We start from the raw sequence: 14,490 nt of genomic DNA, 5'->3' as shown, positions 1-14,490 counted from the left end.
TCTGGAGGGTGAAAACGCTAGCGCTCCGAGTGCGAGCGTCGCAACGGGCGGTCAATCTTCGAAGTCGTTCATCCAGTCCGGCTTCTTGCCGGGCGTGACGGGCGCCTTCTTCTCCTGCTGCTTGGGGGCCGGACGGGCGGGCGGGTTGGCCGCGAAGTCCGACTGCCATGCGGCCTTCGACGACGGCGGCTTCGCCGGTACCGGGGCCGGACGCGGCGCGGCCTGCGGCTTCATCTGCGTGATGCGCGGCTTCGCTGCGCCCGGGCGGGCGTGGGCGTCCAGGAAGTCGTTCATCCAGTCGCTGGAGCGCGCGGGCGGCGTGGGCAGGCGCGGCGGAAGGGCGGCGGGCGGCTGGGGCGCGCGAGGCGGCGACACGCGGTGCACGGGCGTGCCCGGTGACAGCTTGCCCGCGAGCACGTGGGCGCGCAGCGTGCGCTCCGTCTCGGTGGGCCAGCCCGGCAGCAGCGCGAGGATGCTGCGCGACAGCTCCAGGAACTCGGGCAGCGGCGCCTCGCGCGGCACGCGCACCTCTTCGCTCTGCAACCAGCCCGCGAGCTTCCCCACCAGCCCGCCCTTCGTGGGGCGCGGGATGGCGATGTCGCCCTTCACCTCGAAGCCCTTCACCTCCAGCTCCGCGATGGCCATGGCGCGGCTGGCGACGGGCAGGTCCAGCTCCGCGATGGCCTGGGGCCCGTTGTGCGCGCGCGCGTCCTCCTGCAACTGGACGAGCACCGCGTGCAGCACGTTCGCGACCTGGGCGCCGTTGGAGACGTTGTTCGCCTGCAGCTCGGCGGGGACGGCGGGGTAGGTGAGGACGAGGCCCCGGCCCTGGGCCAGGTGCTCCGCGCGGTCGCCCGGCAACAGCGCATGGTAGGCGCTGGGGGCATCACGGCTCTCCGCGTCCTTCACGTAGCGGAACGCATCCTGGGCGCCATGGGTGAAGCCCGCGAGCACGTCGCCGCGGCTCACGGTGAGCTGTCCGGGCACGCGCATCACCGCGTTGCCCGGCCACGGGCCCGTCAGCGTGCCGTAGAGGTAGACGGGGTCGTTGAAGCCCTCGGCGTCGGCGGGGTGCTCCACCATCTCCGCGGAGAAGAAGAACAGCTCCGTCGCGGCCAGCCGGCGCGGGGGACGTCCGGCGGCGACCTCGTGGTGCGCGAGCTGCGCCTGCACGGACGCGGGCAGCCTCGCGCGGTCGCTGCCTGGGATGAGTTGGAGCTGACCCACGACGTCGGTGCAGACGAACCACTCGGACTCGCCCAGGTACGCGGGCTCCAGGCGGAACGCGTCCACCACGTGGACGACCTCCGCGGCATCGCACGGCACGGGCTCCGCCGGGCTGGCGGCATGGGGAACGAAGTAGCGGGGAGTGCTCACGGAGGCCGCGACAGGCTGGCGCAAGCCGCCGGGGCAATCAAGGGGAGGGGCTGCGGCCCGGCGTCCGGGAAGCGGCGGCGTTTCCATCGTTCGTTCCGCGGGCCTTAAGCGGGCAGGGCGCGGGACGAAAGGGGCGGCGCGGACCCGGCGCCCAGCCCGGCTCAGCCCGGCTCGATGAAGTTGAGCCGGTAGCCGTCCGGGTCGGTGACGATGATCTCCCGCGTGTACCAGGGTTGCACCGTGGGCCCCTCCACCGGGGCGCCCAGCGCGAGCGCCTTCTGGGCCACCGCGTCCACGCCGGCCTCGCCCGCATGGAAGCCCACGAGCACGCCCAGGCCCTTGCGGCCCTCCAGCTTCAGGCCCGCGGGCGGGCTGATGAGGTACACGTCCGACTCGCCGCCCCACTGGAGGCGGACGATGGGGGGCACCGACGCGATGCGTTCGAAGCCGAGGCCTTCATAGAAGCATACGGAGGCCGGAGCATCCGTCACCAGCAGCTTCACGAACGACCGCATCGTCTGGGGCTTGTCCATGGGCGCGGCAGTCTGCCCAGGTCGGTGGACGTGCGCCAAGTGCAACCGGGCCTCCCGTACCCTGTGTGAGGGGAATCGCATATCGTCGCGTCCATGGGCAGTGGGGGACGGTTGCGACCGGAGCAGATGCGCAGCGGCACGGACGTGGCCTACGACGACGTCAACGAGCTCATCGCCACCGCCACGCGGCTGATGCAGAAGGACGCCGCGCCGGACACGCTCACCCCGGACGACGTGCGCAAGATTGGCGAGGAGCTGGACATCCCCGCGCGCTACGTGGACCAGGCGCTGGAGGCGCTCGCACGTCGCCGCGAGGAGCAGGCGCGCGAGGCCCAGGTGCAGGAGCGACACGCCCGGCTGCGCCGCGTGCGGTTGCGCCGGAGCGCGTGGGTGGGCGCGGCCGTCCTGGGGCTGCTGGCCGTGTCGGGGCTCGTCGTGCGCAACGGCCTTACCTCCACGCTGTCGGACGTCGCGCGGCAGCGGGCGCAGGTGCGCAACGTGGTGGAGCGCCGCGAGTCCCTGCGCGCACGCCAGGACACGCTCACCCCGGGCCTTTCGCGCGACGCGGAGCTGTCCGGCGCGGACAACCGCGTGGCCATCGAACAGCGCCGCTATGACGAACGGGCCGCGGACTACAACGCCTCCGCGGCGTCCTTCCCCACTGGATGGGTGGTGCGCCTGACCGGCCTGCCGCACGTCCTACCGCTGTCCTCGGAGGTCTCCACATGGTGAAGGCCGTCCTGTTGTCGCTGCTGCTGCTGCCTACGCTGGTCCTGGGCTCCGTTCCCTCCATCACCCGGCCCGTCACGGATCCGCAGGGGCTGTTGAGCGCGCAGGAGATGGAAAGCGTGGCGCAGGCCCTGGTGAAGCTGCGAGCCGAGCGCCAGGTGCAGATGGCGGTGCTGCTCGTGGACACCACGGACGGTCAGCCCATCGAGGACTTCGCGCACGAGGTCTTCAGCGCCTGGAAGGGCGGCGACGCGGGCCGGGACAACGGCCTGCTGCTCGTCATCGCGAAGGGCGACCGACGCTCGCGCCTGGAGGTGGGTTACGGCCTGGAGCCGTACCTGACGGACGGTGAAACCAAGACGTTGCTGCACGCGCAGGGGCCGCTGCTGGGCAAGGGCCGCATCGCGGACGCACTGCTGTCCATCATCGCGGGAGTCCACGAGCAGGTTCCGGAGGCGGGGCCGTTGTCGCCGCCCGCGAACTCCTGGCCGCCGCAGGCCGTGCGCGCGCTCTTCTACGCGATGCTCGCAGCGGCCTTCGTGGCGGCGGGATTGGGGGTCCGATGCCTGGCCGTGGGCCTGAAGGGCCCCCGCCTCGCGGGCGCGGCGGCGCTGCTGGTGGCCCTTCCTCCGGCCGTGCTCGTCGCGGTCGCGGCGTCCTCCCAGTTGAGCGCGGTCTCCATCGTCCTCGGGTATGGCGGGATGCTGGCCGTGTTCTTCGCCGGGTGGTTCGCGTGCTGGCGAGAGCAGTGGGCGCTGGGCGTGATCCTCCTGGGCTCCACGGTCCTGGGGTCCACGCTGGGGGTGGCGGTCCTGCAGCAGGGAACCGAAACCGTGGGGGACCTGTTGTTGATCGCCGGCATCCCTTCCCTCTTCATCTTCCTGGGCCCCGCTGGGCTCGTGCTCGTGGTGAAGGGGATCCGGCGGCTGTCGCGCCAGGGCGGCTCCTGGTCCAGGGAGGTCTCGGTGTCCTGGGGCTCCAGCTCCTCTTCGTCCTCGACGGGTTGGAGTTCCAGCTCGTCGTCGAGCTACGACTCCTCTTCTTCGTCTTCCAGCAGCGACTCCTCCAGCTCCTCCTCGTCGGACTGGAGCGGCGGGGGCGGCTCCTCGGGTGGCGGCGGCAGCAGCGACTCCTGGTAGGTCGCCTTGCTCAAGGTCCATACGGGCGGATGGCCCATCGACCCGTACGCCCGTGGTGTCTTCAGGGACTGGGAGGGTGGAGAGGCGGCCTGCCTGCCTGCTTCAACGGCCTCCGACCGCGGGGCAACGTCCAGCACGTGACAGGAAGAGGGCTGCTTTCGAGGCCCCATCGCCTGCTTGGGGGGCACTCCCTACCTTGAGGTCATGAAGGCTTCGCGCAGAGGGGTGCCCGTCTACGTGCCGCCCCGGACCGTGTGGTCGGTGGGCGTCCAGGTGGTGCTGCTGGTGCTGCTGGGCACGGCGCTGCAACGCCTGGGGCCCGTGCTCACGCTGCTCGCGGTGGCGCTGCTCTTGGGGCTCGCGGCGGAGCCCGTCGTGCGCCGGTTGCAGTCCTGGGGGCTGCCCCGGGGCCTGGGCGTGGCGCTCATCGCGCTGACGCTGTTGGGCGTCACCGGCCTGCTCATCTTCACGCTGGTGCCGCTGCTGGTGCAGCAACTGGAGAACCTGGTGCGCGCGGCGCCGGGCTTCTTCTCGGAGCTGAGCCAGGTGCCGTGGCTCAAGAAGCTGGATGAGCACACCGGCGTGCTGTCGCACCCTCAGGACGCGTTCAACATCGAGGCCGGTCTGCTGGCCCGGCCGCTCATCACCGTGCTGTCGTCCACGGTGGAGTTGATGGGCGCGGGCATCACCGTGCTGGCGCTGGCGGTGTTCGGGCTGCTGTTCGGCCAGGACCTCTACGAGAGCATCCTGGGCTGGGTGCGCCCCCGGGGTCGCGCCCGCGTGCGCCGGGTGGTGGGCCGGATGCGCGAGGCGGTGGGCAACTACCTCGTCGGCACGCTGCTCATCGTCAGCGTGGGCGGCGCCTTCACGGCGCTGATGTCGCTGGCGCTGGGCGTGCCGTACTTCCTGCCGCTCGGGCTGGTGGCCATGGTGCTGGGGCTCATCCCGTACATCGGCAGCGTCATCACCGCGCTGCTCGTGAGCGTCACCACGCTGGCGTCGGTGGGCTCCCGGCGCGCGCTCATCGCGCTGGCGGCGTTCATGGTCTACCAGCAGATTGAATCGCACCTGCTCAGCCCGCTGGTGCAGCGGCGCGCCATCAAGATGAACCCGCTGCTCATCTCGCTGGTCGCCCTGGTGGGCGGCTCCGTGGCGGGGCTTTTGGGCGTCATCCTCGCGGTCCCCGCGGGGGCCGCGGCGCAGGTGCTGCTGACGGAGGTGCAGCGGGAGCGGCGCAAGACGTGGAAGCGGGAGCACCGGCTCGCCACCGGGGCGCCTTCTCCGCACCGCAACGCGGATGAGGCACTATTGGCCGGTCCGCTTGCCCCGCGGGGCAGTGACACGCGAGGTGCGCCTCCGGCGAACTCCGGGCATCCTGGCGGGCATCCTGGGTCGCCGCACTGAGCCGCGACCCCTGACCGGAGTCCCCCATGCCTTCCGATGAGAGCGCCGTGTCCTTCAAGCGCGCGGCGGCCGAGCGCGCGGTGGACTTCATCCAGTCCGGCATGGTGGTGGGGCTGGGCACGGGCAGCACGACCGCGTTCGCGGTGCGGAAGCTCGCGGCGCGGCTGGCGGATGGGACGCTGAAGGACGTGGTGGGGGTGCCCACCTCGCGCGCGACCGAAGCGCTGGCCACGTCGCTGGGCATGCCGCTCACCACGCTGGATGTGCACCCGGTGGTGGACCTCACCATCGACGGCGCGGACGAGGTGGCCCCCGACCTGTCGCTCATCAAGGGCGGAGGCGGCGCGCTGCTGCGCGAAAAGGTCGTGGCCCAGGCCAGCCGGCGCGAGGTCATCATCGTGGACGCGCCCAAGCTGTCACCCAGGCTGGGCACGAAGTGGCCGGTGCCCGTGGAGGTGCTCCCGTTCGGCTGGCGTTCGCAGTCGTTGTTCCTGGAGTCACTGGGGGCGCGCGTGACGGTGCGCCTGGCGCTGGACGGAGCACCGTTCCAGACGGATCAAGGCAACCTGGTGCTGGACTGTGACTTCGGTCCGCTCCACGACGCGGCGGGGCTGGCCGCGAAGTTGGAGTCCCGCGCCGGGGTGATGGCGCACGGCCTGTTCCTGAACCTGACCACCGACCTCGTGGTGGCAGGGCCGGACGGCATCACCCATCGCGTCAGGTGAGCCGTGAGAGGTCCTGCACGGTGTCCACGTCCTCCTCGCCACCGGGCAGCGGCACCTCCACCACGCGCGACGGGTCGCGGGCGATGAGCTTCCGCGCGCCGTCCGTGGGCGGGAGCGCGTCCAGCTCCGGGAAGAGGGCGCGGGCGAAGAGGGCGGGCACGCCCCGGGTGCCCGCGTAGGCGGAGGCGATGATGGGCGCGTGTGTGCGCTCGAACGTGGCGACGAGCGCGCGCAGGTGGGCCGCGTCCACGCGGAGCTGATCACAGAGCATCAGCACGGCGCCGTCCACGTCCGGGGGCAGGGCGCGCAGGCCCACGCGCAGGGAGGAGCCCTGGCCCCGCGCCCAGTCCGGGTTGTCCACGCACCGCACGGTGAGCCCGTGCAGCTCCGCCGCGATGTCCTCGCGCCGCGCCCCGAGCACGACGACCACCGGCCCCACGGCGACGGCCGCCTCCGCCGCGCGCCGCACCAACGACGTGCCCTGATGGCGCAGGAGTTGTTTGGGCTGGCCCAGCCGCGACGAGCCCCCAGCGGCGAGCAGCACCACGCCCACGGTCATGTCCGTCTCCCTTGAGGCACGCGCGCCGTCAGGCCGACCTGCGCTCGGGCGCGGCGGCCTCCGCGTGGATGGGTGCCTGCCGCTCCCGCAGCCGTCCGCCGTCACGTCCCGCGAGCACCGTCTGCACCTCCGCGAGGATGGACAGGGCGATCTCGTCCGCCCCCTCCGCGCCCAGGTCCAACCCCATGGGCGCATGCAGCTTCTCCAACTGCGCGGGGGTGGGGGCCTGCGGCAGCTCCCGCAGGATGCGCTCGGTCCGGGCGCGGGGGCCGAGCACGCCCAGGTAGCGCACCGGCAGCGGCACCAGTCGCGCCAGCAGCTCCCGGTCCTGCGGCAGGCTGTGCGTCATCACCAGCACGAGGCTGCGCGCGGACAACGGCACCTTCTGCAGCACCTCCGTGGAGCGCGACGCGATGCACGCCTGGGCCTGCGGAAACCTGCGGCGCAGCAGCTCCACCGGACGGTCCGCCACCACCGTGAGGTGCCAGCCCAGTCCCTGTGCACGCGACACGACGGGCGCCACGTCGAAGCCAGCGCCGAACACCACCACCGGAGGCGCAGGCTCCACCACCTCCACCAGCACCTCCGCGCCGCCGCACGCGCCGCTCCACGGCACGCCGCGCACGAGCGCCTCGGTCGCCGCTGCGCGCACCGACTCGCGCAGGGGGCCCGTGAGGTTGCCCGCCTCCACGCCGTCCTCGCGCAGCATGCACCGCGAACCCACGGCCTCCGCAGGCCCCCGGTACACGGTGGCGATGACGGCGCGCAGCGACTGCTGGCGTGCGTCGGCCGCGAAGGTGAGCGCGTCGCCAGAGCTTGGGGAGCTTGGGGCGCCCGGCTCCCAGCGCTCCAGCAGGATGTCCACCACGCCGTTGCACCCGAGCGCGAACGTCAGGCCGCCCTCGTCCTCGGCGGTGTCGCCGGTGGTGTCGTAGCGCAGCACGCGCGGCCCGTCCGACGTCCAGAAGAAGGCCTTGCGCACGAGGTCCCCTTCCAGGCACCCGCCGCTCACGCCCCCCGCGAGCCATCCATCCCCGCCCATCAACATGCGCGCGCCGGGGCGGCGGTACGACGAGCCGGACACCGCCACCACCGTGGCCAGCACCACCGGTCCGGAGGCGCGCTCGCGAGCGCGGAGGATGTCGTCGAGTTCCCTCATGGCCCGCCCATCTTTAACACCCAGGCCCCGCGCACGCAGGGCAGGCGTCCAGCCGACCCCTTGCCGCTCGCGGGACGCTGGCATACCGGCCGCTTCGCCACGACCTTGAGCGGAGGACACCTGGGATGGAGGTTCGGTGGAATCATCAGTGCCACGGCATGACGCTCGACAGCGGTCTCTCCTCACGCCCGAAAGCGCACTCCGGCGTCAGCGGCTGGGGCAGGGGAGGCCGGTATGAAGATGCCCGAACTGCTGGAGCACCTGCCGGCGGTGGGGCACCTGCTCGGTCGCAAGCCGAGCGGGCAGGGGGCCGTCATGCCCAGACGTGACCCCACCCTCACGCTGCCGGACTTCAAGTCCGTGCCGCTGCCCACGAGCGAGCGTCGGCTGGGAGACGGGCGCACCTTCATCGTGCACCACCCGGCGCCGCGTGCGCACCGGGGGCCGGGCCTCACGGTGATGAGCTACAACATCCTCATGGGGGGCGAGCGCCAGGAGGCGCTGCTCGAGTACTTCACGCAGCTGGAGGCCCAGGCCCGCATGCCGGACGTCATCGGCCTGCAGGAGGCGGGCGTGCCCATGTCGGTGATGCTCGCGTCCCGCTTCGGCTTCCACCTGGTGTACCAGGGCAGCGACGGGGACAACGGCGGGCGGCTGGTGAACGGCAAGGCGTACCTGACGCGCCACCCCATCGTGGACGCCGCGCACTTCACCTACGTCCTCTCCGACGCCGAGCGCCAGGAGGCCATCCACCGCCAGGGCCAGGCGGGGGAACTGGTGGAGGACCGGGGCGTGCTGTGGATGAAGCTGGAGGTGGAGGGACACCCCCTCTATCTCTACAACCTGCACCACGCGCTGGGAGACCCCGGCATCAACGCGCTCAACCTGCGCCAGCTCAACACGCTGCTGCGCCAGCGCGAGGGCACGGCCGCGGTGGTGATGGGGGACTTCAACGCCAACACCGCCATCAAGCGCGGCGGCTCCTGGCTGATGGCGCACCTGCACCCGCGGCAGGACAACGACACGGACACCATCGAGGAGTACCGGCTGCGCTACGGGGACCTCCAACACGTCACCGTGGGGGACCGGGGCGTGGGCAACATCGCGGATCCGCGCCTGCGCCATGAGCTGCACGTGCTGGAAGAGGAGCTGCCGGAGACGGTGTGCCATGCGGCGACGGTGCGGGTGCGCCTGGCGGACCACTCGCTGACGACGCCCCAGCACGCGCGCGCGGAGCTGGCCGCGGGCCACGTGCCGAAGGGCAGCCCCGCGTGGCTGCGCCTCCAGGACGTCGCGGACTGCGCCACGCTCACCTCGCTGCCGGACAGCCACGGCGTGGTGCACGCCACGGGCAAGCGCTTCGACAACTTCTACGCGACGCGCACCCTGGCGCCCGTCCTCTTCGAGGTGGACCGTTCCACGGAGTCCTCGGACCACCAGCCCGTGGTGGCCCACTACCGCTTCACCGATGGGCCGGGCCGGACCGTGCTGCCGCCCCGTTCGAGCTGACGGCCCGCCCCACCGCTACGCGGCCCGTGCCGCGTCGCGGTGGCGTGCGAACAGGAACCGCACGTAACGGCCGACGAGGGCCGCATCGATGTCCGGACAATGGATGTCGGTGCCGGCCAGCGCGGCGCGGGTGTGGTCGGTCCGGACGCGCGGCGTGCGGTGGTGCAGCTCCAGCACCGTGCGCGTGCCGTGGTAGACCTTCTCCCGCAGGAAGGCGACCAGCGGGAAGAGGGCGTTGTCCGGCCCCACCCGCGAAAGCTCCCGGAGCCACACCGCGGGCGCCACGCGCCGCACCGGGTGCCCGTGCGTGCCCAGCATGTCGAACAGGGCGTTGTGCCCGGGCTCCTGTTCGCGCTCCGGGCTGAGGTTGTAGGTGCCACCGGCGGGCTGCGTGAGCACCAGGTGCGCGGTGGCGTTCGCTACGTAGTCCACCGGCACCGGCAGCCAGTACTTGTCCGGGAGATCCGGCGACAGGCCCAGCTGCGCGTTGCCCACCAGCAGCCGGCACAGCATGTCGTCCTCGTTGCCGATGCCGGTGCGGCTGTCGCCCTGGATGAAGCCCGGCCGGTAGACGCTCACGGGCAGGCCGCTGGCGCGAGCGTCGGTGGCGATGCGCTCCGCGACCCACTTGGCCCGCGTGTAGCCGTTCTCGTACGCCATCAGGTCCAGCGAGCGCTCCAGGGAGAAGGCCTCGCCCACCTCCTCCACGCCCAGGAGCGTGCCCACCGCGCCGTGGACGCTGAGCGAGGACACGTGGTGCAGGGGCTTCACGCGGGCGTGCGCGCAGAAGGCCAGCACCTGCTGCGTGCCGGTGACGTTGGGGCGGCCCGCGTCCGCGTACGGCAGGATGTAGCTGATGCTCGCGGCGGCGTGCACCACCGCGTCGCACTGGAGCGCGAGCGCGTCATGCACGGAGGGCTCCAGGCCCAGCCGCGTCCGGGTGATGTCGCCCGCCACCGCCTGGATGCGCCCGTCACCCCAGGTCAGGTTCACGCCGTACCTGCGCGCGGTGGCGCGGATCCGCGCGCCCGCCTCCGCCGCGTCGCGCGCTCGCACCAGGCAGTGGATGCGCTCCACGCGCGGTGCCAGCGCGGCCAGCAGGTGGATGCCGAGGAAGCCCGTGGCCCCCGTGAGCAACAGCGTACGCGGCAGCGGCGCGGGGAGCCCCGGCGCCGTCACGGGGGGCAGGGGCAGCGAGCGCGCGTCGGTGAGCAGCGTGGCGCGCACGCTCCGGGCATCCAGGTCGGCCGGGCCGGTGCCCGCCTCGCAGAAGGGCAGCAGCGCCAGGGGCGTCGGGTGCGAGTACACGCGGCGCGACGGCAGCGACACCCCGAAGGCCTCCTCCACCTGGGCCAGCACGTGCGCCACGCCCAGCGAGTCGCCGCCGGCCTGGAAGAAGTGCGTGCCCGGCGTGACGGTGCCCGGCGCCGCGCGCAGGCCCCGCTCGAAGGCGCGACACAGCCGGTCCAAGGGCGAGGCGGTCGCCACGGTCGAGGCGTTCGAGGCGTTCGAGGCGTTCGAGGCGTTCGAGGCGTTCGAGGCGTTCGAGGCGGTCGCCACGGTCGGGGCTTCGGACGCCCAGGCGCCCGTCCAGTCCGCGGGCGCCAGCAGGGCCTGGCGGTCCACCTTGCCCAGGTTGGGCGTGAGCGGCAGGCGCGGCAGTTCCACGAAACGGTGCGGCACCATGTAGTCCGGCAGCACCGAGCCCAGGTGCGCGCGCAGCGCATCGGGCGCCACCGCATGGCCTTCTTGCGCGCTGTGGTACGCCACCAGAAGTCCCGTGGTCTGGCCCTGCGCGTCGGTGTGCTCGAACACCTTCGCCGCCGCCTGCGCGACGCCCGGGAACGCGTACAGCGCCTGCTCGATGGCCTCCAGCTCGATGCGGAAGCCGCGCAGCTTCACCTGTTGATCCAACCGCCCCAGGAACATGAGCGCCCCGTCCGCGCGGCGCACCGCCTCATCGCCGGTGCGGTACCACGCGGCGCCGTCCTCATCCCGGGGGAAGCGCTCCCGCGTGCGCTCGGGCTGGTTGCGGTAGCCCGCCGCCACGCCCTCGCCACCGATCCACACCTCGCCCGGCGCACCCCCGGCGACGTCGCGTCCGTCAGGGCCCACCACGCGCAAGCGCACGCCCGGCAGCGCCTGCCCGATGGGCACCGGCGACTCGCCACCCTTCACCCGGTACATGGACGCGCAGACGGTGCCCTCCGTGGGGCCGTAGGCATTGAAGACGCGTCGGCCGGACGCGTGCCACCGGTCCGCGAGCGGCGCCGGGCACCGCTCGCCCGCCATCACCACGCACGCCACGTCCGGCAGCGTGTCCACGTGCGGCCCCAGCTGTCCCAGCACCGACGGCGGCAGGCACAGGTGCGTCACCCGGTGCGCGCGCACGTGCTCCGCCATGCGCCGGCCGGGCAGCAGGTCCTCGCGCGAGCCCTGCACGACGGTGCCCCCCGCGAACAGCGTGGGGAACACCTCCCAGACGGACGCGTCGAAGTTGATGCTGGCGAACTGGAGGTGCCGCGTGTCCGGCCCCAGCCCCAGCAGCGGCGCCACGCCCCGCACCAGGTTGATCAGGCCCCGGAAGGTGCACACCACGCCCTTCGGCTCGCCCGTGCTGCCGGACGTGTAGATGAGGTAGGCGGCGCGCTCCGGCGGCATGTCGATGACGTCCGGGACCTCCGCCCTCTCAGCGTCTTCGTCCTCCACGCTGCACGGAGCATCCGCCTCCAGGAACGGCAGTCGCGCACCGAGCCACGTCTCCAACAGGCCCACGGAGACCCGGTGCATCCGCTGTGTGACGAGCCCACGCAGGTCCGCGTCGCGCAGGATGCGCAGCAGGCGCTCATCGGGGAGGAACGGATCCAACGGCACGTAGGCGGCGCCCACCATCCAGATGCCGAGGATGGCCGGGACGACCTCCGGCCCGGGCACCACCATCAACCCCACGCGGTCTCCCGGCTGCACGTTCCACTCCGCGCGCAGCCGGCGCGCCACCCGGGCTGCCTGCCGCAGCAGCTCCGGTTGTCTCAGCACCGTGGTCCCGAAGACGAGCTGGGCAGTCGCGGGAAGACGCAACTCGGACGGGAGGACCATGGGGGCATTCCTTGAGGGAGAACGAGCCTGGAGCCACGCAGAGGGGGGATGCGTGTGTGAAAAGTCTAAAGACAACCAGCCCCGACGCAATACGTAGGAACCGCGCATGGGTCGCGTGGAATAGCGCCGCGAGGACACAACCCCTTGGGTCGGCCGCGCCCCCGTCCCGAACGGAGGACCCGGCGCGAAAACCCCTTGGGAGGCCCAGGGTTCCTGCCCGGATACATCTTTGGGGCGGAGCGGATCCGCGCCGCCTCGCGAGCGGGACGGTGTCTGTCTTTTTCCTGTGACACCGTGCGCCCACCACGCGTCGCGCCGGGCGCGGGTGGGTGGGGTTTGATCCGTCGGGTGGAGGCGCACCCCCTGTGGGACCCCGCCCGCTGACGGGACGGCCGGTCCGCACGGAGCGCCTGGATGATTCACGCCGGCTGGGCTGTAGTGGAACTCCGGATGCCCGTCCTACGTCACGCCTTCCTGCTCAACGCCGTCCGGGAGCTTGGCCGCTCGGTGCCGGACATCATCCGCGCCCGGGCCTCCTGGGACGGATGCCTGGAGCGCATCCGGGGCGCGTGCACGGCGTCGCTGGGCATGGAGTTCGACACGCTCGCGCGCTTCGATGCCCGCTCCGTCGTCGGCCTCTTCACCCACCCGGAGCAGGCGCGCATCCTCGCCCGCCTGGTGGATGAGCGGGCCCGCCTGTGCGAGGCCCATGGCCGTTACGCGGAGGCGCTGGCGGACAGCGTCTACGCGGGTCAGTTGCTCATGCACTCGCGCGCCCGCTTCGGGCTGCCCCGCGACGCCCGCGCCGCTGACGTGCTGGAGCGCGAGGCGGGGACTCCTTCCAAGCTGGGCTGAAGTCCCCGCGCGGCGGCTTCAGCCGGCCTTCACCCGCAGGACGACCTTCCCCACGGCCGTGCGCGACTCCAGCTCGCGCAGCGCCTTCGCGCCTTCCTCCAGGGGGAAGACGCTGCCCACCACGGGGTGGACGACGCCGCGCGCCGCGAGCGCGTCCAGGTCCTTCGCGATGGTGGCCGTCAGCTCCGGCGCCTGCATGAGGAAGGCCCCCCACGCCACGCCCACCACGGAGACGTTGCGCAAGAGCAGCCGGTTCACCGCCACCGACGGAATCTGTCCGCTGGCGAAGCCCACCACCAGGAGCCGGCCCTCGGGCGCGAGCACCTTGAGGCTCTTGTCGAAGACGTCCCCGCCCACCGGGTCCAACACCACGTCCGCGCCCCGGCCGTCCGTGGCCTCGCGCACCCCGGCCTGCCAGTCCTTGGAGAGGAGCACGACGTCCGCGCCCGCGCGCTTCGCCACCTCCGCCTTGCGCTCGTCGCCCACCACCGCCACCACGCGCGCCCCCGCGCCCTTCGCCACCTGCACCGCCGCCGTGCCCACGCCGCCGGCCGCGCCGTGCACCACCACCGTCTCCCCCTGCTGGAGCTGGCCCCGCCGGTGCAGCGCGAAGTGCGCCGTGTGGTAGTTCATCACCACGCCCGCGGCCTGCTCGAAGCTCCACGCCTGCGGAATGGGGAAGGTCAGCTCCGGCGCCACCGCGCACACCTCCGCGAAGCCGCCCAGCGTGAAGGAGAACCCCATCACGCGGTCCCCGGCCTTGAACCGGCTCCCCGGCGGCGCCGAGCGCACCAGGCCCGCGACCTCCACCCCGGGCACGAAGGGCACCTCCGGCTTCATCTGGTACTGGCCGTGGGTGAGCAGCAGGTCCGGGAAGCTCACCCCGGCCGTCACCACGTCGATGAGCACCCCGTCCCCGGCCTCCGGCTCCGGTACGTCCACCAGCACCAGGCCGTCCGGCCCCGTCAGCTTCTGAAGCTGCAACGCGCGCATGTGTCGCCTCCTGGCCGCGGACGCTAGTGCATGCGCGCGGAAAGCAGGGGGACCAGCAGCAGGTCGAGCGCCTCGCGCTTGAAGGGCTTGGTGATGAGGGGGAGGGTCGTCTGCTCCACGAACTCCCGGGAGCTGGGGGTGTAGGCGCCTCCCGTCATGAAGATGATGCGCAGGGCCTGCTCGGGCGCGTGCTCGCGGAGCGCCTCGTGGAACTGCCGCCCCGTCACCTCCGCCATCATCAGGTCGCAGAGGATGGCGTCGTAGCGCCGCCCCTCGCGGATCCACTCCAGGGCCTCCTTCGCGCGGGGGGTGTAGGCGACCTCGTGGAGGTCCATCAGCAGCATGCGGAGGGTCACCCCGAACGACCGCTCGTCATCCACGATGAGGATCCTCCCGGGCCGGGGTGTCAGGG

13 protein-coding genes are annotated in these 14,490 nt (G+C 72.5%); 6 read left to right on the top strand and 7 right to left on the bottom strand.

Going from position 1 to position 14,490, the window contains the following annotated elements; translation table 11 throughout:
• Nucleotides 1-51: 51 nt before the first annotated feature.
• Nucleotides 52-1,377 (bottom strand): hypothetical protein, encoded by a 1,326-nt coding sequence (locus tag D7X12_RS05715; RefSeq protein WP_244224368.1) that lies wholly within the window; start codon nucleotides 1,375-1,377, stop codon nucleotides 52-54.
• Nucleotides 1,378-1,538: 161 nt separating this feature from the next.
• Entirely contained in the window at nucleotides 1,539-1,910 is a 372-nt protein-coding gene (locus D7X12_RS05710) for a VOC family protein (protein ID WP_120624244.1), read from the bottom strand.
• A gap of 111 nt (nucleotides 1,911-2,021) precedes the next feature.
• Between D7X12_RS05710 and D7X12_RS05705 the strand changes: the two genes are divergently transcribed.
• From D7X12_RS05705 to rpiA, 4 genes are all read left to right on the top strand, one after another.
• The gene (locus D7X12_RS05705) at nucleotides 2,022-2,642 is read left to right on the top strand and encodes a LemA family protein (RefSeq protein WP_147443536.1); all 621 of its coding nucleotides are present in this window, start codon (nucleotides 2,022-2,024) and stop codon (nucleotides 2,640-2,642) included.
• A complete protein-coding gene (locus D7X12_RS05700) occupies nucleotides 2,636-3,778 on the top strand; it encodes a TPM domain-containing protein (protein ID WP_158619973.1) in 1,143 nt (380 codons plus the stop codon). The genes D7X12_RS05705 and D7X12_RS05700 overlap by 7 nt, the downstream gene beginning before the upstream one ends.
• 204 nt (nucleotides 3,779-3,982) lie before the next feature.
• Nucleotides 3,983-5,182, top strand: a complete 1,200-nt coding sequence (locus D7X12_RS05695; protein ID WP_120624241.1) for an AI-2E family transporter — start codon at nucleotides 3,983-3,985, stop codon at nucleotides 5,180-5,182.
• A 26-nt stretch (nucleotides 5,183-5,208) separates the two neighbouring features.
• On the top strand, nucleotides 5,209-5,907 hold the full coding sequence (gene rpiA / locus D7X12_RS05690) for a ribose-5-phosphate isomerase RpiA (RefSeq protein ID WP_120624240.1): 699 nt from the start codon (nucleotides 5,209-5,211) through the stop codon (nucleotides 5,905-5,907).
• Here the strand turns inward: rpiA and D7X12_RS05685 are convergent.
• A complete protein-coding gene (locus tag D7X12_RS05685; RefSeq protein ID WP_120624239.1) occupies nucleotides 5,900-6,466 on the bottom strand; it encodes a nucleotidyltransferase family protein in 567 nt (188 codons plus the stop codon). The two genes, rpiA and D7X12_RS05685, sit on opposite strands and share 8 nt — an antisense overlap.
• A 28-nt stretch (nucleotides 6,467-6,494) precedes the next feature.
• On the bottom strand, nucleotides 6,495-7,625 hold the full coding sequence (locus tag D7X12_RS05680; protein ID WP_120624238.1) for an XdhC family protein: 1,131 nt from the start codon (nucleotides 7,623-7,625) through the stop codon (nucleotides 6,495-6,497).
• Between the two features lie 234 nt (nucleotides 7,626-7,859).
• Between D7X12_RS05680 and D7X12_RS05675 the strand changes: the two genes are divergently transcribed.
• Nucleotides 7,860-9,134 carry an endonuclease/exonuclease/phosphatase family protein gene (locus D7X12_RS05675; RefSeq protein ID WP_120624237.1) on the top strand — a complete coding sequence of 425 codons (1,275 nt, stop codon included), beginning with the start codon at nucleotides 7,860-7,862 and terminating at the stop codon, nucleotides 9,132-9,134.
• A 15-nt stretch (nucleotides 9,135-9,149) separates the two neighbouring features.
• Here D7X12_RS05675 and D7X12_RS05670 read toward each other — a convergent pair whose 3' ends face one another.
• A complete protein-coding gene (locus D7X12_RS05670) occupies nucleotides 9,150-12,230 on the bottom strand; it encodes a non-ribosomal peptide synthetase (RefSeq protein WP_158619972.1) in 3,081 nt (1,026 codons plus the stop codon).
• Between the two features lie 450 nt (nucleotides 12,231-12,680).
• On the opposite strand from D7X12_RS05670, the gene D7X12_RS05665 reads away from it, so the two are divergent.
• Nucleotides 12,681-13,085: a hypothetical protein gene (locus D7X12_RS05665; protein ID WP_120624235.1), complete on the top strand. Its 405-nt coding sequence runs from the start codon at nucleotides 12,681-12,683 to the stop codon at nucleotides 13,083-13,085.
• An 18-nt stretch (nucleotides 13,086-13,103) separates the two neighbouring features.
• On the opposite strand, the gene D7X12_RS05660 is transcribed toward D7X12_RS05665, so the two are convergent.
• Nucleotides 13,104-14,078, bottom strand: coding sequence for an NADPH:quinone oxidoreductase family protein (locus D7X12_RS05660; protein ID WP_120624234.1), 975 nt, complete (start codon nucleotides 14,076-14,078; stop codon nucleotides 13,104-13,106).
• 23 nt (nucleotides 14,079-14,101) lie between these two features.
• A partial coding sequence (locus D7X12_RS05655; protein ID WP_208718839.1) for a response regulator occupies nucleotides 14,102-14,490 on the bottom strand: 389 nt, incomplete at its 5' end.

The sequence above is a fragment of the Corallococcus sicarius genome, assembly GCF_003611735.1.
Classification (GTDB): Bacteria; Myxococcota; Myxococcia; order Myxococcales; family Myxococcaceae; genus Corallococcus; species Corallococcus sicarius.
Note: the sequence above shows the minus strand (reverse complement) of the source record. Positions and strands in the feature narration are given on the sequence as shown.

Coding starts and splice junctions, on each gene's coding strand:
- D7X12_RS05710 (WP_120624244.1), bottom strand. CDS start 1,910: ATGGACAAGCCCCAGACGATGCGGTCGTTCGTGAAGCTGCTGGTGACG.
- D7X12_RS05700 (WP_158619973.1), top strand. CDS start 2,636: ATGGTGAAGGCCGTCCTGTTGTCGCTGCTGCTGCTGCCTACGCTGGTC.
- D7X12_RS05695 (WP_120624241.1), top strand. CDS start 3,983: ATGAAGGCTTCGCGCAGAGGGGTGCCCGTCTACGTGCCGCCCCGGACC.
- rpiA (WP_120624240.1), top strand. CDS start 5,209: ATGCCTTCCGATGAGAGCGCCGTGTCCTTCAAGCGCGCGGCGGCCGAG.
- D7X12_RS05685 (WP_120624239.1), bottom strand. CDS start 6,466: ATGACCGTGGGCGTGGTGCTGCTCGCCGCTGGGGGCTCGTCGCGGCTG.
- D7X12_RS05680 (WP_120624238.1), bottom strand. CDS start 7,625: ATGAGGGAACTCGACGACATCCTCCGCGCTCGCGAGCGCGCCTCCGGA.
- D7X12_RS05675 (WP_120624237.1), top strand. CDS start 7,860: ATGAAGATGCCCGAACTGCTGGAGCACCTGCCGGCGGTGGGGCACCTG.
- D7X12_RS05670 (WP_158619972.1), bottom strand. CDS start 12,230: ATGGTCCTCCCGTCCGAGTTGCGTCTTCCCGCGACTGCCCAGCTCGTC.
- D7X12_RS05665 (WP_120624235.1), top strand. CDS start 12,681: ATGCCCGTCCTACGTCACGCCTTCCTGCTCAACGCCGTCCGGGAGCTT.
- D7X12_RS05660 (WP_120624234.1), bottom strand. CDS start 14,078: ATGCGCGCGTTGCAGCTTCAGAAGCTGACGGGGCCGGACGGCCTGGTG.